The sequence below is a fragment of the Hyphomicrobium sp. DMF-1 genome, from assembly GCF_027886585.1.
Taxonomy (GTDB): domain Bacteria; phylum Pseudomonadota; class Alphaproteobacteria; order Rhizobiales; family Hyphomicrobiaceae; genus Hyphomicrobium_C; species Hyphomicrobium_C zavarzinii.
In genome coordinates, this window is record NZ_CP115706.1 from 1,783,758 (window position 1) to 1,801,150 (window position 17,393).

Genomic DNA, 17,393 nt, shown 5'->3' on the forward strand with positions numbered 1-17,393 from the left:
TAGTTCTTGATTTAGCGCAATCAAGAAAATTTGAATATCAGGAAATTATATCAAATCGGGAAGTAGTCAAAATAATCAATGGATAGTTATCCGGCGGTGTTGTGGGATTAATTCCCGATTGGCGTCAGGGAGGCTCAATTTTAAGCAAGGGGTGGCTCCTGGATCTCGTCTGGGGTCTGTATTTGGGGAGCGTCTGTGTGTTGCCAGCGCCCGGTAATTGGAGCAGAACTTAGCCGTCCGCTCTGGTCGCAAAGGACACAGCTGTCGCATGGCCGGGAAAAATTCTGGCCTCCGATGTGGCTTTGATCCCGTGGCGCTTCAGGGCTTCTGACTAAGAATAAACGCGCTTTGTGGGGAAACGTCGTGTCGCGAGATTTAGCTTTGGCCATTCCACCATTGCGGGCCGAAAATAATGCAAGGACTTTCTTGCAGCGTTTCTCTGTCTCTTATGAATTTCCCGTTTTTTTTACACGGGACGTTTTTTCAGCCGAGAATAGAACGCTGGCGGATCTGATCGGCCCTAAAAGCGCGGGCGCGGCCAATCTGTTGACGTTCGTCGTCGACGAAGGCGTCGAGCGCGAGATGCCGGACCTCAAGCGGCGGATAGCGGCCTACGTCGATGCCACCCCGAACCTCTCGCTCGCCGGACCTGTCGTGAGCCTCGCCGGGGGCGAAGCTGTGAAGAACGATCCGCGGCGCGTCTCCGAGCTTCAGCAGCGGTTCGTAAGCGACGGGCTCGACCGCCATTCCTATGTCGTCTGTGTCGGTGGCGGCGCGGTGCTCGATCTCGTGGGATATGCGGCCGCGACGACGCACCGGGGCATACGGCACGTTCGCATTCCGACGACGGTGCTCGCCCAGAACGACTCGGGTGTCGGCGTGAAAAACGGCATCAACGCTTTCGGCATGAAGAACATGCTCGGCACATTCGTTCCGCCGAACGCCGTGATCAACGACTCGGCTTTCATCGACGTGCTTCCAGGACGCGACAAGCGCGCGGGAATGGCGGAGGCGGTGAAGGTGGCGCTCATTCGCGACAGGTCTTTCTTCGAGTGGCTCGAGGAGAAGGCGGAAGCGCTTGCGATTTTCGCTTCCGAGCCTCTCGATAAGCTCATCCGTCATTGTGCGCTTCTTCATATGCGCCAGATCGCGCACGGAGGTGACCCTTTCGAGCGCGGCAGCGTCCGTCCGCTCGATTTCGGTCACTGGGCCGCGCACAAGCTCGAAGTGCTGTCCGCTTACGAGCTTCGCCATGGCGAGGCCGTCGCGATCGGAATTGCGCTCGATACGCGCTACTCCGTGCTCGCAGGTCACCTTCCCGCAGGTGAGGAGAAGCGCGTGACCCGCCTTCTCGAGCGTCTCGGGTTTGCGCTCTGGCATGAGGCTGCCGACCGGCGGGACGCCAGTGGCCGCCGGCTTCTGCTCAAGGGCCTCGAGGAGTTTCGCGAGCACCTGGGCGGGGAGCTCACCATTACGCTTCTCAGCGAGCTCGGCACCGGCGTCGAAGTTCACACCATGGATCCCGAGCTGGTTGAAAATGCGCTGGATTGGCTGCGGGCGGAGGCTGGGGCCTGATGCAGCTTGCGCTTCCCGGACGGCCGCATCTTACCTACTGCACGAACATTCATGCCGGAGAGAGCTGGCCGGAGGTGGAGGCAGCGCTCGCGCGCTATCTTCCCGAGGTGAAGCGGCAGGTCTCTCCAGATGCGCCTATGGGTGTCGGTCTGCGGCTCTCGGCGTTGGCTGCCGCAGGTCTATCCCAGTCGTCGGTGCGCTCGCGCTTCAAGCAGTTCCTTTCGGACGGCGACTTCTATGTGTTCACGATCAACGCGTTTCCGTACGGAAGTTTTCATGGCACGCGCGTAAAGGAGATGGTCTACGCGCCCGACTGGCGCACGCACGAGAGGCTGGCCTTCACCAATCTGGTGGCCGATATCCTCTCAGACATCGCTCCGGGCGGGATGACAGCGAGCATCAGTACCGTGCCGGGCGCTTTCAAAGCGGGCGTCACCACCAAGGCCGACGTCGATCGCATTGCCGAGGGGTTCGCACGCGCGGCTTTTCATCTCTACGGCATTTCTCGCGAGATGGGGCGGTTGATCACGCTTGCCATAGAGCCCGAGCCTGCCTGCTTCCTCGAAACCACGTCGGAGGCGCTGAGCTTTCTTCAAGACCATATCTTTTCGGGAACCGGGCGCGCGCTCTTTTCACGGTTGGCCGAGGTGCCGGCAGCCGAAGCGGAAGCCAGCCTGAGACGCCATATCGGCCTCTGCTTCGATGTGTGTCATTCGGCGGTGGCGTTTGAGGAAACCGCGCCGACGCTCGCAGCGGTGCGGGCGGCCGGTATCGCGGTTGCGAAGCTACAACTCAGCGCCGCGCTCAGCGCGACGGGCGATGCCTCGCATTTCGAACGGCTGCTCGGCCGCTTCGACGATGGCATCTACCTCCATCAAACCGTGCAGCGGCGTAACGGAGAGATTACGCGCCACACGGATTTGCCCGAGGCCTTTCTTACGGCGCGGCGGGGTTCGGCCGGGGGAGAGTGGCGTGTTCACTGCCACGTGCCTGTGTTCGTCGACCGTTTCGAGACGCTCGGCTCCACGCAGCAGAACCTCCGCGAGGCTCTGGCTCTGTGCCGGACACAGGAGATCTCGCCGCATCTCGAAGTCGAGACTTATACCTGGAACGTTCTTCCCGAGGCGCTCAAATCGTCCGAGATCGTCGGCGATATCGTGCGGGAGCTTCAGTGGGTGCGGGCGGAGCTCGGCGCGTGAGCACGACCTTGTCGCTACTTCGGCTGGCGCGCATCTCCAACCTGCCGACGGTTTGGAGCAACGTTCTGGCGGCCTCCGTGCTGGCGGGTGGTCTCGGCATGAGCGAGCTCGTGCTTGTCGCGATCGCGATGTCCGCGCTCTATACGGGCGGCATGTTCCTCAACGATGCATTCGATCGTGAGATCGATGCGCGCGTCCGGCCTGAGCGCCCGTTGCCGTCTGGCGAGATTTCCCCTGGCGCGGTGTGGGGCATCGGCGGCGGGCTTCTCGCGTGCGGCGTGGCGGGGCTCTCAATGTTCGGCCTCGGCGCGGCTGCCGCAGGTGGCGCGCTCGCGGCCGCTATTCTCGTTTACGATGCTTGGCACAAAGGTAACCCCATCTCGCCGCTAATCATGGGGCTCTGCCGCGCGCTTGTTTATATCGGCACCGTGCTTGCGGCCGGGGCTGCGCTGTCTGCGCCGATCATCGGCGCAGCGCTGGCGCTGCTGCTCTATGTGGCCGGTTTGACGCTCGTCGCGAAAGGCGTGGCCTTCCGGTCTCTGCCGACCTTCTGGCCTGCCGCCCTTCTCGCAGCCCCGATCGTGCTTGGACTGGCCGATGGGGAGATCACGATGGCTTCGTCGTTGCTGGCTGCGGTTGCGACTGGAGCAATCGGATGGGCGGTGTTTCGATCAAAGTCGGGTTTGGCGAGCGATCGGGAACGTGCTGTCGGTCTTCTGATCGCATCCATCGCGCTCGTGGATGCCGTCGTCGCGAGTGCGCATGGGAACGTGATGCTGGCACTCGTCTGTCTCGCCTTCTTCTGTTTGACGCTGGCGTTGCAGCGCGTTGTTCCAGGCACCTGAGATGGGAAGCACGGGCATGGATATGACACAGGTCGAGAGAGCCAAAGCGCTGCTTCATGGATGGCTCGCCTCGCGTCTCTCCCCGGAGGCGCTCGGCTGGCTCGATCAGCAGATCGCGCTCATCGAAGGGGGAGAGCGGCCCCTTCAACTCGGGATCGCGATCGGGCTTGCGCCGCGCAAGGTGGGCAAGGACGATCTCGCGCTCTCGTTTGCCGAGCAGGAGGCTGGACGGGAAATCCGTCCTGACCTCGATGCGACGGGCTGGAGCGTGGATCAGGCGGCGCGCATTCTCTTTGTTCTCGCGAGCTTCCGGGGCGACGAGGCCGCCTTTGCCGGGGCCTTCGACCGAATACTCGCCGCGGCGGAGATCGGCGAGCAGATCGCGCTTTTGCGGGGCCTGCCGCTCTTTCCCGCGCCCGCTCGCTTGGTTTCTCATGCGGCGGAGGGCGTCCGGTCGGCCATGCAGCCGATTTTCGAGGCTGTCGCTCATCGCAATCCCTATCCGCGCGAGCAGTTCAGCGATGCGCAGTGGAACCAGATGGTGGTGAAGACGCTGTTCATCGGCAGCCGCCTCTGGCCCATCCAGGGGCTGGATGCGCGCCGCAACGCTGATCTTGCGCGCATGTTGATCGATTACGCCGCCGAGCGGCGAGCGGCCGGCCGCACCATCTCGCCGGAGCTGTGGCGCTGCGTTGCGCCCTTCCTGGAGGGGGCGGAGATCGCGATGCTCGCCTCCATCCTGTGCGATGGCTCCGAGGCCGAGCGGGGCGGGGCGGCGCTCGCCCTTTCCGAGTCGCCGCATCCGTCCGCGAAGGCCGCGCTCGAAGCTGCCCCCGATCTCGCCGCCGCTGCCCGCGACGGGCGCCTCACCTGGACCATGATAGCCTGACCTCTCACGACACTCGTTTGGAGACCTCCGATGTACATCGATCCCCACGCTCACATGATCTCGCGCACGACGAACGACTATGAAGCCATGGCGAGCGCGGGGGTTGTCGCCGTCATCGAGCCCGCGTTCTGGATCGGGCAGGCCCGCACCAACGTCGGCAGCTACAAGGATTACCTCTCGCACATTCTGGGCTTCGAGCGCTTTCGCGCCGGGCAGTTCGGGGTGCGCCACTATTGCTGCATCGGTCTCAATTCGAAGGAGGCGAACAACGAGGCGCTCGCAGAAGGCGTGATGGAGATCCTGCCCTCATTCGCGACCAAGGAGGGTGTCGTCGCCATCGGCGAGATCGGCTACGACGAGCAGACCGCGCTCGAGGACAAATATTTCCGCCTGCAGCTGGACCTGGCGCGCGATCTCGATCTTCCCGTGATGATCCACACGCCGCATCGCGACAAGAAGCGTGGCGCGTCGCGCTCGATGGATGTCATCCTGGAGCACAAAGTCGATCCTTCGCGGGTCGTCATCGACCACGTCAACGAGGAGACGATCGGGGAAGTGAAGGATCGCGGCTTCTGGGCCGCCTTCTCCATCTATCCGCATTCGAAGATGACCGCGGAGCGGATGGTCTCGCTGGTCAAGACCTATGGGCCGGAGCGGCTCATCGTGGATTCGGCTTGCGATTGGGGGGTGTCGGATCCGCTTTCGGTGCCGAAGACGGCGCAGCTCATGGCGGATCAAGGTCTCACCGCGGAGGCTATCCGCCTCGTCACCTATGCGAACGCCCTGGCGGTCTATGGCAAGAGCGGCCAGATGAGCGAGGACGACTGGCTCTCGCCGCCGCCGATCGACCAGCGCACCCTCTATCAGGGGAATACGGTGCTGCGCGGAGGACAGGCGCCGCGTGTGGTCACTAAAGACGCCGGGTGAGGCGGCCCCATCGCGCTCGGCTCGCGCCGCCTCTTTACCAAGTTCAGCGCGCTGCTCGCTGTTTACCATCGCGGGTAGTCGAGCGATGGAGCAAAAAATAAATTCTATCCGCAGCCGAGCCCTTGCGTGCGGGAGCCTGTGGCGCAAAGCTTCGCTGTCTTTAGATCTCTGGGGGGCTGTGTGTCGGCGAAGCGGGTGGACTTCGCGCGTCTCGGGCTTGTTGGAGGTCCATCATGTGGTGCCACCGGTCGTCTGCAGTCTGCTTCTGCCTGTTCGCGGCGTTCTCTCTGTCAGCTCCCTTCGCCGTGACGCCTGCGCTATCCGCGCTCTCGAGGACCTACGACTCCGCTACGGACGAGCGCGCCGTCGTGCCTGTCGCGGGGAGGAAAGGTACGCGCAACTACGAGCCGGATGACATGAGCGAGCCGTTACTGCGTGAGCCGCCGCCATCGTCGAACGCCGTTTCGAACGACGAGCTCGAGCACTGCATCAGCACGTGGGATAAAGACACGCATATGACGAAGGAGGCGTGGCGGGAAACCTGCAAGCGCGTCTTGCGCGAGCGCGCCTCGCAGCCCGACATCTAGGCGGCAGGTTCGCCCTCCGCTCACTCTTCGGCCGTGCCCTTTGTGATCGGCACGGCATCGCCGTTGGTGCAGGCGGTCTTTCCGTCGCTCTCGATGATCAGCAGTGCATCATTGGCCCGATAAGGCTGCCTGTAGACAGTGCGATAGGCCGGCACATCGGCGTCAACCTGCGTGCGCATGATTGCCAGGCTGCGGGGTGTTTTTGCAAGCCAACAGGCGATATTCTCTTCCGGTACGATGATGAGGGGCGATTGGAGCCGCGCGAGGAAGCCGAACTCGCCGCGTGTTTTTTGCGCCGCCGCGATCGGTGAACCGGCGTGAGTGGCGAGCACGTCGGCCATCGGCTGGAGGTCGTAGAGCTTTGCGATCGTGCTGCGGCCGATGGCGAGCGCGCTCATCATGGCGATCACGTTTGCAATAGCGATGCCGATCAGAGCGCCACGTATGGACCGGGCGAGAAGATAGATGGCTGCAAATATATCTACGGCGATCAAGATCGCCCATGGGAGACTCAAGTGTTGAACCGCTTCGAGGATGCCTTCTTGCGGCAGGAGGCTGGTCCCAACGATCGACAGCACGACAACCATCGTGGCGGAGACGCCGGCGACGGCGATTAGCTCCGTCCGGTCGCGCGGGCGGAATTCGGTTTTCCGCATCCCGAGCGCGACCAGGATCGCGATGCCCGGAATGAGCGGCAGGAGATAGTGGGGCTGCTTGCCGCTGATGAGGCTCAGCCCGATGACCGGCGGGATGATCCAAGCGAGCAGGAAATTGCGAGCAGGTGAGCTCGCGGCGGCGACTTTGCGCACGCCATCGCGCAGGGGCCGCCAGAGGATCACCGGAAGCAGGAAGATGGTGAGAACGGGTATGTAGAACCAGAAGGGCCGGGCATGGGCGAAAGACGAAGAGATGCGGCCTGCGGACTGCTTCCAGAAGATCATTTCGGCATACTCGGGTCCACCGAGGTATGCCGCGCGCAAGGCCCATCCGAGGACCATGGTGCCTCCGATGGCGACGGCCGTTGCCACCTTGAGGTACCAGCGTGGGCGTTGCTCCGGTGCGATCCAGAGCGGTCCGAGAAGTGCAACGGGGAGCAGCGTCAGCAACGCGACCGGCCCCTTGGCGAGGAGGCCCGCACCCATGCTTATGGCGAACGCGGCCCACGCGCGCCGGTCTCCGTATCGTCCGGCGTGCCAGAGCGCGAGCAGGGCTGCCACGACGCAGGCCGTCAGCAGCATGTCGAACATGATCGAGAAGCCGAAGGCGATGAACACCGGAAATCCCGCCAGCAGGAGAACGCTGGTGGCGGGGCGTTCATCCTCTGCCGTCTCCGTCGCGGCGAGGTCCCCCTCGAGCCGGTGCGCAAGGATCAGAACGGCGATGAAGCTCAACACGCCGACGAGGCGTGCGACCCACACCTGCTCGCCGAGGAGGGACCAGAGGAGATTGATGAGCCAGAAGAGGAGAGGCGGCTTGTGAGAGTAGGGCTCGAAGTTGAGCGTGGGGAGGGCCCAGTTGCCGCTCGCGCGCATTTCCCACGCGACGGTGAGGTAGCGCGTTTCATCCACCGGAAACGCAGGCAGCGTCGTGACGACGACGAGCAGCGCGATCAGCAGGCCGAGCAGGATCGCGAGCGCGGTCCGCTCGATGGACGGCTTGTACTGCAAGGGATGCCTATCTCGCCGTCTGCATGGCGGGCGCGGCGCGGCTCGACGCGCCCGTGACGAAATAGAGGTTGCGGCAGTAGATGAAGAGGCCGGTGGCCTGGCCGATGATGAAGATAGGATCCTGCCGCCAGATCGCGTAAGCCAGAAGTACGGCGCCACCCGACAGGCTGAAATACCAGAATGCGGTCGGGATCACGGATTCGCGCCGCCGCTCGGACGCAATCCATTGAACGAAAAATCGCATGAAGAAAAGTGATTGGCCGACGAGGCCGATGCAGAGCCAGACGTGCTCCGGATTGGAGAAATAACCGATCATAGCATCTCCTCCATCTCGACCTTTGCGATCTGCCTTTTCACGAGCCAGCGCACGCCGATCAGGTCGTGAATGCCGACCCAGAGGCGATCCCACAGGCCATACTTCGACTTGCCTCCGGAACGTGGGCGATGATCGACGTCGACAAGCACGATCTTGACGCCCGACGCTTTCATCATCGCGGGGATGAAGCGGTGGATGTGGTCGAAGAAGGGAAGCTCGAGGAAGTCGTCGCGCCGGAACAGTTTCAGGCTGCATCCGGTGTCGCGCACCTCGTCATGGAGCATCGCGGAACGCACGCCGTTGGCGATGCGAGACGAGATGCGGCGCACGAACGTGTCGCGGCGCTTGCGTCTCTGCCCTGCGATCATCAGGCGCGGCGTTCGCGATTGTGCTTCGATGTAGCGCTGAAAAACGGTGTGAAGGTCCGCGGGGTTGTTCTGGCCGTCGGCGTCGAGCGTGACGATCAGCTCGTTGCTTGCCGCTCGGATGCCGGTAAGCAGGGCGCGGCTCTGGCCTTGCCGGCGGCCGTGTCTCAGCACGCGAAGATTTTCGATGCCGCTCGCTTCCGCGATGGCGCGCTCGGCGGTGGCGTCGTCACTTCCGTCGTCGACGACAACGATCTCGCGGATCGGCAGGTGGTCCATCTCGTCGCGGATCTCGCGAAGCAGACGGCCGATGCACTCCGCCTCATTGTAGGCGGGCAAGACGACGGTCACGAACATGGCTTGACCCCCAAGGTCTCCGCACGTGTGCGGGCTGGGCGTGTTTGTGGCTCGCGAAGCTGACTACAAGCTTACAAACCCGGCGATTATTTGGGCGTCAAAGGGCGGCCGGAAATTTCAGAACGATCTCAAAGCCATCGCTGCGGCCCTGCGCCGGAGACAGCAGCGTTACCGATCCATCCGCCTGTCGCATGATGGTATCGACGATGGCGAGCCCCAATCCGCTGCCGGTATTGACAGGCGCACGTCCGCGCCGAAACCGGTTCTTGAGCTCGGCGAGCGTTTCAGGTGCGACCGGCGGGCATGCGTTGACGATGCGAATGGCATGATCGGTGCCCACGTGAACATCGATCGGCTGGTCTCTATCCCCATGCACGACGGCATTTTCCAGCGCATTCCGCAGCACGATCGCAAGCGCGTCCTGATCCATGGCTACTCTGCACCCGGCGTCGTTGGCGAGGTGAAGGTGGATCCGGCCGTCGACGTCCGGGCGGTGTTTGTACTCGTCCACCAGCAGATGGGCGATCACGTTGAGGTCGCTGCGCTCGCGCGAATGACCAAGTCCGGCCGCCGCCCGAGACATCTCGAGAAGCTTCTCGATCCTGCGGCCGAGCTGTCCCAATTGGGACGCGATGTTCTCGGCGCGCGCTTGCTCGCTCGATCCCACGAGCCTGCTCGCTAGAACCTGAACTTGCGCGCGCGCGGACGCGATGGGATTGCGAAGCTCGTGAGCTGCGTTCGCGGCGAATTCCCGCTCGGATTCGATTGCCCTCTTCAGGCGGGCCATCAGGGTATTGATCGCGTCGACCACGGGCGCGATCTCGCTCGGGAGCCCGGCGTTCTGGATCGGCTCGAGATAGTCGCCGCCTCGGGCTTCGAGCTCGCTCGACACGAGGGATATGGGCGCCGTCGCGCGTCCGATGGTGCGATAGACGGCAAGAGCCGCGAACGGCAACAGGGCAAGCAGAGGGGAGGACAGGCTGATCCAGATGCCTATCGCCGTCTCCCGGCGCTCGAACAGATCCTGGACGACTTCGATCCAGAGGTCCCTGTCCTTGATGTATCGCGTGTAGTAGCGGAATCCTCCGCTGCTCCGGAAGCCTTTTTTGACGGGGAGCACCGGGGAGATGGCCGGTGCGCTCGATTCCGCGAGGATGGTGCCGTCCGCAGCGCGCAGCCGGTAGTGCACATGACCTTTTCCGACGCGCGTGGAAATGGGCCTTCCGGCGGATGATTTCCCGGTGCTCCCAGCCTGCTCCAGCCGGTAGTCCTCGAGCGCCACCGGAATGATCTGCTCGGCGGTTTCGCGGAGTGCACTATCGAACACCTCGTCGATCTCGTGATGCACCACCAGGCCGGCGATCAGAACTCCCGAAATCCAGAACAGACCGACCAGAACGATCAGCGACTTGATCAGACGGCCTTTGATGGACCATTGGGCCATGGCTATCGATCCATCCGATAGCCGAGGCCGCGCAAGGTGCGGATGGAGTTGCTGCCGAGCTTCTTGCGAAGGCGGCTGACGTAGACTTCCACGGCGTTGCTCTCGATCTCGGATCCGAAGCCGTAGAGGACCTCTTCCAGTTTGCTCTTGGAGACGATGGTGCCCAGGCGGTGCATGAACGAGTCGAGGAGCGCCCACTCGCGCGCGGTGAGCTGCAATTCCTCGCCATCACGCCAGACTTTTCGCGCAGCCTGGTCGACCTCGATGGCGCCGATACGCTGGCGCGGGTTCGGCAGCGCGGAGGCGCGCCGCTGAACCGCGAAGATGCGTGCGCTCAGCTCGTCGAGGTCGAACGGCTTCACGACATAGTCGTCGGCGCCGGCGTTGAGACCGTCGATACGGTCGCGGATCTGATCGCGGGCCGTGATGACGATGACGGGAAGCGGGCGCCCCGATTTGCGGATGCTGCGCAGAAAGTTGAGGCCGTGACCGTCCGGAAGGTTCAGATCGAGCAGCATGAGGTCATAGCTCACCGTCTCGATGGCTTGGGCGCCATCGTCGAGCGTCTGCATCCAGTCGACGGCGTGAGTTTTCTTCAAGTGGGTCGCCACGGCTTCGCCCAGCAGCGGCTCGTCTTCGATCAGGAGAATTCGCATGGTCGCCCCCGTTGTCCGGAGATCCTTCCTTGCCCAAACTGACACGAAGCTGAATGGAGCGGCCATATGTTAAAAAGGGGGCGCGGGAGCGCGTCTTCGACGCACTCCCGTTTTATCGTGTTCAGTCAGGGGTATGTGAGCGCGGCGGCGGTGCCTTCAGCCGCATTGGGCGCGGTGGCGCAGCAGGTGATCGGCCAGAACCAGCGCCATCATGGCCTCTCCAACCGGGACCGCGCGGATGCCGACACAGGGATCGTGGCGGCCTTTGGTGACGATTTCCGTCTCGTGACCCTGCGTGTCGATGGTCTGACGCGGGGTCAGGATGGAGGAGGTCGGTTTCACGGCGAACCGGCACACGATCGGCTGGCCGGTGGAGATGCCGCCCAGGATGCCGCCGGCGTGGTTGGACAAGAAGCGCGGCTTGCCGTCGTTGCCGATACGGATCTCGTCGGCGTTGGCCTCGCCTGTCAGCTCCGCGGCCGCCATGCCCGCACCGATCTCGACGCCCTTCACCGCGTTGATGCTCATCATCGCGGAGGCGAGGTCCTGGTCGAGCTTGGCGTAAAGGGGTGCGCCGAGACCGGCGGGTACGCCCTCTGCCACTACCTCCACCACGGCGCCGACGGACGAGCCGTTCTTGCGCACGCTGTCGAGATAGTGTGTCCATTCCGGCACCATGCCGGGGTCGGGGCTGAAGAACGGATTGGTGTCCACCGTTTCCCAGTCCCAGCGGGAGCGGTCGACCTTGTGCTCACCGATCTGGATGAGGGCGCCACGGATCACGACGCCCGCGCCCAGCACCTTGCGCGCGATCGCGCCTGCTGCGACGCGCATGGCCGTCTCGCGCGCCGAGGAGCGCCCGCCGCCACGGAAATCCCGGATGCCGTACTTGGACCAGTAGGTGATGTCGGCATGGCCGGGGCGAAACGCATCCTTGATCTCGCCGTAGTCCTTGCTGCGCTGGTCGGTGTTATGGATCAGCAGGGAGATCGGCGTTCCGGTCGTCACCTGCTCGCCGCTGGCATCGGGGAAGACGCCGGAGAGTATCTCCACCGCGTCGGCTTCACGGCGCTGGGTGGTGAAGCGCGACTGTCCGGGTTTGCGCCGGTTCAGTTGGACTTGGATTTCCTCGGCTGTGATCGGAATGCCCGGCGGGCAGCCATCGACGACGCAGCCGATGGCGGGCCCATGGCTTTCGCCCCAGGTGGTCATGCGGAAAAGATGGCCGAAGGTGTTGTGTGACATGGAAGCCGCTGCTGGAAGGTGGCGGACGGGCGGGATGCACCGATGCTGATGACAGCAGATCGCATCCACAACTCGCGCACCAGTCAATGACATCCTGTCATAAGTGCCGAGCGCGCCTACAGCAAGCGCGCCGCGCCGCGCTCAGTCAGGCTTTGCTAAGAGGCCTCTTCTCAAGCGGGCGAGAATTTCGGCGCGATGGGCCGTGCACGGCCTGACGCGGCTGCCGCGAAGCCGCTCGATGGCTCATAGTTACTTGAAAATATAGTTCTTTTTCCGGTTATGGCATCTACAAGCGGGATCGTGCGCTGTGCCGGCTCGATCCCTGATGGATTCGAAACAATCCCTTTCACTCGTATTTATTTTGCGCTCGGCCGCGACGCAGGTAATCAGGCTGAGTGCCTGAGTGTTGTGCGCCGGTCGAAAGGAGGCTGCATGAGGCGTGTTCAGGCGCGCCCGGCCTAGCCGGGGTATTGTTTTGTGCGTTTGCTTGTGTGCGTTTCTGCGTTCAGCGGACGGTTCCTTCCGGTCTGAGCAACCGGGTCGAGATGTCCGCACCTATGTCTATTGCATAGAAGGGAGCTGGAGCGCCGCTGCTCTGGCTCCCTTTTTCTTTGGGTGGCTCAGAGCCAGCGCATGGTTCCGCCCGTGAGCACGAGGATGCGGTCCTGGGGGCTTTCAAGGCCGGGGATCAGCTCCGGATCCAGTCCCAGGAGATGGGCACGCAGGCAGCGCGAGATGCCGCCATGGGAGACGACCACGCAATCGCGCGTGAGAGTTTCGCTCCAGAGCCTCACGCGGTCGAGCAGATCGGCATAGCTCTCTCCCTGCTCGGGCCGCCATCGGAAGGGGTCCTGGGTACGCTCGGCGAAGCCTGCGGGATCGCGGGCCCGGAGATCGTCCTGCAGGGTGCCTTCCCAGGCGCCGTAAGACAATTCCATGAGGCGCGGGTCGGTTTCGTATCCCTCGGGCGGCAGATCCAGCGCGCTGCGCACGATCTCCATGGTCTCTCGCGCGCGGCTGAGCGGGCTTGCGAGGAAGCCCGCCTCTCTGATCGCAGGCAGGAACGCGCGCAGCGTCTCGCCGTTGCGGCGGGCCTGGGCGCGTCCGGTCTCGTTCAAGGGAATGTCGCGCTGGCCCTGGTAACGCCGGTCACGGTTCCAGTCGGTCTCGCCGTGGCGAATGAAGTAGATCGTCGGGTGATCCGGCATGACGTGATCTGGCGTCCGGTGCTTCGGCGAGATCGGCCTCTGCCGGTCGGCATCAGCCGTCGTTCTTCACAACCGATATGTCGGGCGCATCCTCGTTCTTCATGCCCTGGACGTGGTAGCCGGCGTCCACGTGATGAACCTCGCCGGTGACGCCCTTCGAGAGATCGGACAGAAGATAGACGCCGGCGCCGCCGACATCCTCGATCGTGACTGTGCGGCGGAGCGGGGAATTGTACTCGTTCCAGCGCAGAATGTAGCGGAAGTCCGAGATGCCGGAGGCCGCGAGCGTCTTGATTGGGCCAGCGGAGATGGCGTTCACGCGGATGGCGTTCTTGCCGAGATCGGCCGCGAGGTAGCGCACGGAAGCTTCGAGCGCGGCCTTGGCGACGCCCATGACGTTATAGTGCGGCATCACCTTCTCGGCGCCGTAGTAGGTGAGGGTGATGATGGAGCCGCCGTTGGTCATCAGCTTCTCGGCGCGCTGGGCGAGCGCGGTCAGCGAGAAGCAGGAGACGAGCATGGTCTGGGTAAAGTTTGCTTCGCTCGTGTCGACATAACGGCCGTCGAGCTCGTTCTTGTCGGAGAAGGCGATGGCATGGACGAGGAAGTCCAGGCGGCCCCACACGCGGCTCAGCTCCGCAAACAGCGCGTCGACGGAGGCGGTATCGGAGACATCGCAGGGAAGCACGACCTTCGAGCCGAGCTCGGCGGCCAAAGGCTCGACGCGCTTCTTCAGGGCGTCGCCCTGATAGGTGAGGGCAACCTCGGCGCCTTGCGCGACGGCCGCTTTAGCTATGCCCCAGGCGATCGAGCGGTTGTTTGCAACCCCCATGATGAGGCCGCGCTTACCGGCCATTAGCGTGCCGGCAAGTTGTTCCACATCAGCCGCCTTCTCGGTCATGTGCCCGCGTTCCCTTGGTCTCTGAAATTTGCGCGCATCCTACACAAAAGGAATTGCTGGTCCAGATGGCCGCTTGGCGAAGCCCCCTGCGAACTTTACGGCGTTACCATTTGGACGCGCGCGAGCGGGGCCGTACTGAGAGTTCAGCGCTGGATGTCGTTAAATTTCAGAGTCTTAGGGTTTTAATTCTTTACGAGCCGATGCGACATTGGCGCTCAGCCCTCGAGCACCCAGCGGCGGTTCGGCATGCGGCAGGCGATGCCTTCGGCGGTCCGGGTCTTGTATCCGGTGGTGAGAAGCACCACCACGTGACGGCAGACCGAGCCGTTTGCGTTGCGGAAGGAAACGGTCGGGCGAACGATGCCGGAGAGGCGTCCGTTGGGGCGGCGCCAGACGAAGGGTGTGCCGTCATCCATGCGGGAAAGCCCGACCTGGATGCTCTCCAGCGCCGCGATCTCGTCGGCCTCGTCCAGGGCGCGGTTGAAGTCTGCGAATTTTGGGCGTGTGGCTTTTTGCTGGGCGTCCGGACAGGTGCATCTAGCCTCGTCGGACGGGCGCTCGCCGGCGTGGGCGAAATCGTCCGCGAGAAGGACCGAGGCCGCCAGCATCAAGGCGGTCGCAGCGGTCAGGGCACAAGTCTCCAGCACGGGGGCGTGACGCATGACAGGCCAACTCCACAACACAACAAACACGGCAGGCCACTACGGGGCCAGCCGGTCCATTGTGTGCCGTCATGGTTAAAAGGTGCTAAAGCTGCGTCCCAAAATTTGGGGTGGAGCCGGCATCCGTCAGCGGGTATCGGAAAAAGGCCGGCAACGGCGGGCAACGGACAGGAAGGGAACGGCGTGGCTGAGAATTCGATCGAGGCGGGGGCAGAGGGCGCGAAGGGAGAGGCCGACTTCACCGCCGAGGACGATCCTTTTTCGCTGTTCGAGGCGTGGCTTCAGGATGCGACGCGGACCGAGCCCAACGATCCGAACGCCATGGCACTTGCCACAGTCGATGCGTCCGGCTTGCCGGACGTGCGCATGGTGCTGCTCAAAGGGCTAGATGGTCCGGAGCGGCCGGATCGCGGGTTCGTCTTCTTTACGAACCTCGGCAGCGCGAAGGGCGAGGAGCTCGCGCAAGTTCCGCGCGCCGCCCTGCTGTTTCACTGGAAGACGCTAAGGCGGCAGGTGCGGGTGCGGGGCAGTGTAACGCCCGTTACCGCCGAGGAGGCGGACGAATATTTCGCGTCGCGGCCACGGCTCTCTCGCATTGGCGCATGGGCCTCCGATCAATCGCGCCCGCTCGAAAGCCGGTTCGCGCTGGAGAAAAAGGTGGCACTCTACACGACGCAATTCGGTATCGGAGAAATCCCGCGCCCTCCTCACTGGTCGGGCTTCCGGGTCACGCCGGTGCAAATCGAGCTTTGGCACGACCGCCCGTTCCGCCTGCACGACAGGGTCGTGTTCCGCCGCGCGGGCGCGTCCGAACCGTGGAGCAAGACGCTTCTCTATCCTTGACGCGGCCGCCGGGTCTTCTTTGCAGACTGTTGCAGTTTTGTGTGGCGCAGCGCCGAAATACAGCCGTTCAATTGTCGTGTTTGCGTGCGGTGCATCAATAATGGGCCGCAGACCGCGCTGGGCTATGTCATTTTCTAGACGGCTACAGTGGAATATGCCGCGCCCCACTTGCGGAAGCCGTGGCGTCCTGCAAGTGTGCCCCGACAACTAGTGGGGAGTCGCCTCGGCGGGCGCGCTCGACCGCGAATTCCACGGGGGGATACTTGGCACATACTCTCGCGTCCGGCGCATCTGCGTCCGGTACGTCGGCGCAGCCGCAGAAGGCGCGCGACTGGATCGAGATCCTGCAGCGCTATCGTCATCCGGATCCGGCGCGCAGCACGTTCGAGGTTTTCATCACCCTCGTTCCGTTCATCGCACTTTGGGCAGCGGCCTGGGCCGCGCTCGATATCGGTTATTGGCTCACGCTTCTCATCGCCGTTCCGGCGGCGTTCTTTCTCGTGCGCCTGTTCCTCATTCAGCATGACTGCGGCCACGGCGCGCTCTTCCGCAAGAAGCTGACCAACGACTGGGTCGGCCGGGCGATGGGCGTGCTGACGCTGACGCCCTACGACGCGTGGAAGCGCAGCCACGCCATCCACCATGCGACGCACGGCAGCCTCGACGATCGCGGCACGGGCGACATCGATACGCTCACGGTGCGCGAGTATGCGGCGCTCTCGCCGTTCCGCCGGTTCCTCTATCGCACGTACCGCCACCCGATCGTCCTGTTCGGCATCGGGCCGCCGCTTCTGTTCATGATCCAGCATCGCTTGCCGTTCAGCATGTTGCGCGGCGCGGACTGGCGGAGCTGGGCCAGCGTGATCGGCACCAACGCCGGCCTTCTGGTGCTGGGCGGGCTCGTGATCTGGCTGGTGGGCTGGAAGGCGTTTCTTGCCGTGCAGCTTCCCATCGTGGCGATCGGCTCGTCGATCGGCGTTTGGCTGTTCTACATCCAGCACCAGTTCGAGGACACGATCTGGGCGGAGAAGCCCGAGTGGAACGTGCACGAGGCCGCTCTCCATGGCAGCTCGCACTACGATCTTCCCGGCTTCCTGCCTTGGCTGACGGCGAACATTGGCGTGCATCACGTGCACCACCTCTATAGCCGCATTCCCTATTACAACCTGCCGAAGGTGCTGAAGGACTTTCCGGAGCTCGCGGAAGTGCACCGCATTACGCTGTGGGAGAGCTTCAAGTGCGTGAAGCTGAGGCTCTGGGACGAGAAGGAGCGGCGCCTGGTGCCGCTGTCCGAAGCGGTCCTGGCTTAGATCGCCGGCGTAATTGCCTCAACGCAAAACGGCCGCTCGGAAGAGCGGCCGTTTTCATTTGTTGGTGTGGTCTCTCGATCAGGCGCGCTCGATCGACTTGATCGGACCGCGCGGGCGACCGGAGCGCTCGGCGATCTCGCGGTCCTGCTCCTCGATGGCGGCACGCGCAGGCTCGTCGCCGTCGAGGCCGCCCAGGATATCGCTCGGAACCTTGCGGTTCGAGGTCTGGGATCCGTCCTGATAAAGCACGTTGAAAAGGACGAACTCTGCTTTCGGGTTGGGTTTCTTGCGTGCCATCGGTGGTCCTTTCAGATCAGCAGCCGGCCGAGAACGGAGGAGGGGCTCCTCCGTTTCGGCCGGTTCGGTGTCAAACGTGCGAAGGTGAGCCGCCGCGCCT

Annotated in this window: 18 protein-coding genes; 8 read left to right on the forward strand and 10 right to left on the reverse strand. The window is 63.5% G+C overall.

All coding sequences use genetic code 11. The annotated features are described in order from the left end of the window. Window positions 1–363: 363 nt before the first annotated feature. From PE058_RS08010 to PE058_RS08035, 6 genes are all read left to right on the forward strand, one after another. Window positions 364–1,575 carry a 3-dehydroquinate synthase gene (locus tag PE058_RS08010; protein ID WP_271030296.1) on the forward strand — a complete coding sequence of 404 codons (1,212 nt, stop codon included), beginning with the start codon at window positions 364–366 and terminating at the stop codon, window positions 1,573–1,575. After that, window positions 1,575–2,774, forward strand: coding sequence for a metabolite traffic protein EboE (gene eboE / locus PE058_RS08015; protein ID WP_271030297.1), 1,200 nt, complete (start codon window positions 1,575–1,577; stop codon window positions 2,772–2,774). Before PE058_RS08010 ends, eboE begins: the two co-directional genes overlap by 1 nt. Then, a complete protein-coding gene (locus PE058_RS08020) occupies window positions 2,771–3,619 on the forward strand; it encodes a UbiA family prenyltransferase (RefSeq protein WP_040498639.1) in 849 nt (282 codons plus the stop codon). Before eboE ends, PE058_RS08020 begins: the two co-directional genes overlap by 4 nt. A 16-nt stretch (window positions 3,620–3,635) precedes the next feature. Then, window positions 3,636–4,508 carry an EboA domain-containing protein gene (locus PE058_RS08025; RefSeq protein ID WP_271030298.1) on the forward strand — a complete coding sequence of 291 codons (873 nt, stop codon included), beginning with the start codon at window positions 3,636–3,638 and terminating at the stop codon, window positions 4,506–4,508. Between the two features lie 30 nt (window positions 4,509–4,538). After that, window positions 4,539–5,435 carry a TatD family hydrolase gene (locus PE058_RS08030; protein ID WP_020086945.1) on the forward strand — a complete coding sequence of 299 codons (897 nt, stop codon included), beginning with the start codon at window positions 4,539–4,541 and terminating at the stop codon, window positions 5,433–5,435. 233 nt (window positions 5,436–5,668) lie between these two features. After that, window positions 5,669–6,022 (forward strand): hypothetical protein, encoded by a 354-nt coding sequence (locus PE058_RS08035; protein WP_271030299.1) that lies wholly within the window; start codon window positions 5,669–5,671, stop codon window positions 6,020–6,022. 20 nt (window positions 6,023–6,042) lie between these two features. Here PE058_RS08035 and PE058_RS08040 read toward each other — a convergent pair whose 3' ends face one another. The 9 genes from PE058_RS08040 to PE058_RS08080 all read right to left on the reverse strand — a co-directional run bounded on the left by PE058_RS08040 (window position 6,043) and on the right by PE058_RS08080 (window position 14,843). Continuing rightward, complete coding sequence (locus PE058_RS08040; protein ID WP_271030300.1) at window positions 6,043–7,689, reverse strand: ArnT family glycosyltransferase; 1,647 nt, start codon at window positions 7,687–7,689, stop codon at window positions 6,043–6,045. 7 nt (window positions 7,690–7,696) lie between these two features. Continuing rightward, a complete protein-coding gene (locus tag PE058_RS08045; RefSeq protein WP_020086942.1) occupies window positions 7,697–8,005 on the reverse strand; it encodes a lipid-A-disaccharide synthase N-terminal domain-containing protein in 309 nt (102 codons plus the stop codon). Further along, window positions 8,002–8,727 carry a glycosyltransferase family 2 protein gene (locus PE058_RS08050; protein WP_020086941.1) on the reverse strand — a complete coding sequence of 242 codons (726 nt, stop codon included), beginning with the start codon at window positions 8,725–8,727 and terminating at the stop codon, window positions 8,002–8,004. Before PE058_RS08050 ends, PE058_RS08045 begins: the two co-directional genes overlap by 4 nt. 97 nt (window positions 8,728–8,824) lie before the next feature. Continuing rightward, window positions 8,825–10,171, reverse strand: a complete 1,347-nt coding sequence (locus PE058_RS08055) for a sensor histidine kinase (protein ID WP_020086940.1) — start codon at window positions 10,169–10,171, stop codon at window positions 8,825–8,827. 2 nt (window positions 10,172–10,173) lie between these two features. Continuing rightward, entirely contained in the window at window positions 10,174–10,827 is a 654-nt protein-coding gene (locus tag PE058_RS08060; RefSeq protein ID WP_020086939.1) for a response regulator transcription factor, read from the reverse strand. A 156-nt stretch (window positions 10,828–10,983) separates the two neighbouring features. Then, on the reverse strand, window positions 10,984–12,072 hold the full coding sequence (gene aroC / locus PE058_RS08065) for a chorismate synthase (RefSeq protein ID WP_020086938.1): 1,089 nt from the start codon (window positions 12,070–12,072) through the stop codon (window positions 10,984–10,986). Between the two features lie 620 nt (window positions 12,073–12,692). Beyond that, complete coding sequence (locus PE058_RS08070; RefSeq protein WP_271030301.1) at window positions 12,693–13,280, reverse strand: histidine phosphatase family protein; 588 nt, start codon at window positions 13,278–13,280, stop codon at window positions 12,693–12,695. Window positions 13,281–13,332: 52 nt separating this feature from the next. Continuing rightward, entirely contained in the window at window positions 13,333–14,181 is an 849-nt protein-coding gene (gene fabI / locus PE058_RS08075; RefSeq protein WP_020665384.1) for an enoyl-ACP reductase FabI, read from the reverse strand. 215 nt (window positions 14,182–14,396) lie between these two features. Continuing rightward, window positions 14,397–14,843, reverse strand: a complete 447-nt coding sequence (locus tag PE058_RS08080; protein ID WP_245257688.1) for a hypothetical protein — start codon at window positions 14,841–14,843, stop codon at window positions 14,397–14,399. Between the two features lie 183 nt (window positions 14,844–15,026). Here PE058_RS08080 and pdxH point away from each other — a divergent pair, with 183 nt between their 5' ends. Both pdxH and PE058_RS08090 read left to right on the forward strand, forming a co-directional pair. Next, on the forward strand, window positions 15,027–15,686 hold the full coding sequence (pdxH, locus tag PE058_RS08085; protein ID WP_271030302.1) for a pyridoxamine 5'-phosphate oxidase: 660 nt from the start codon (window positions 15,027–15,029) through the stop codon (window positions 15,684–15,686). A gap of 263 nt (window positions 15,687–15,949) precedes the next feature. Beyond that, window positions 15,950–16,996 carry a fatty acid desaturase gene (locus PE058_RS08090; protein WP_020086933.1) on the forward strand — a complete coding sequence of 349 codons (1,047 nt, stop codon included), beginning with the start codon at window positions 15,950–15,952 and terminating at the stop codon, window positions 16,994–16,996. Window positions 16,997–17,074: 78 nt separating this feature from the next. Here PE058_RS08090 and PE058_RS08095 read toward each other — a convergent pair whose 3' ends face one another. Next, window positions 17,075–17,293, reverse strand: a complete 219-nt coding sequence (locus PE058_RS08095) for a hypothetical protein (protein WP_020086932.1) — start codon at window positions 17,291–17,293, stop codon at window positions 17,075–17,077. Window positions 17,294–17,393 lie beyond the last annotated feature (100 nt).

Bases quoted from the DNA above. Each gene is read 5' to 3' on its own strand.
- eboE (WP_271030297.1), top strand. From the start codon at position 1,575: ATGCAGCTTGCGCTTCCCGGACGGCCGCATCTTACCTACTGCACGAAC.
- PE058_RS08025 (WP_271030298.1), top strand. From the start codon at position 3,636: ATGGATATGACACAGGTCGAGAGAGCCAAAGCGCTGCTTCATGGATGG.
- PE058_RS08030 (WP_020086945.1), top strand. From the start codon at position 4,539: ATGTACATCGATCCCCACGCTCACATGATCTCGCGCACGACGAACGAC.
- PE058_RS08035 (WP_271030299.1), top strand. From the start codon at position 5,669: ATGTGGTGCCACCGGTCGTCTGCAGTCTGCTTCTGCCTGTTCGCGGCG.
- PE058_RS08045 (WP_020086942.1), bottom strand. From the start codon at position 8,005: ATGATCGGTTATTTCTCCAATCCGGAGCACGTCTGGCTCTGCATCGGC.
- PE058_RS08050 (WP_020086941.1), bottom strand. From the start codon at position 8,727: ATGTTCGTGACCGTCGTCTTGCCCGCCTACAATGAGGCGGAGTGCATC.
- PE058_RS08055 (WP_020086940.1), bottom strand. From the start codon at position 10,171: ATGGCCCAATGGTCCATCAAAGGCCGTCTGATCAAGTCGCTGATCGTT.
- PE058_RS08060 (WP_020086939.1), bottom strand. From the start codon at position 10,827: ATGCGAATTCTCCTGATCGAAGACGAGCCGCTGCTGGGCGAAGCCGTG.
- aroC (WP_020086938.1), bottom strand. From the start codon at position 12,072: ATGTCACACAACACCTTCGGCCATCTTTTCCGCATGACCACCTGGGGC.
- PE058_RS08070 (WP_271030301.1), bottom strand. From the start codon at position 13,280: ATGCCGGATCACCCGACGATCTACTTCATTCGCCACGGCGAGACCGAC.
- fabI (WP_020665384.1), bottom strand. From the start codon at position 14,181: ATGACCGAGAAGGCGGCTGATGTGGAACAACTTGCCGGCACGCTAATG.
- PE058_RS08080 (WP_245257688.1), bottom strand. From the start codon at position 14,843: ATGCGTCACGCCCCCGTGCTGGAGACTTGTGCCCTGACCGCTGCGACC.
- PE058_RS08095 (WP_020086932.1), bottom strand. From the start codon at position 17,293: ATGGCACGCAAGAAACCCAACCCGAAAGCAGAGTTCGTCCTTTTCAAC.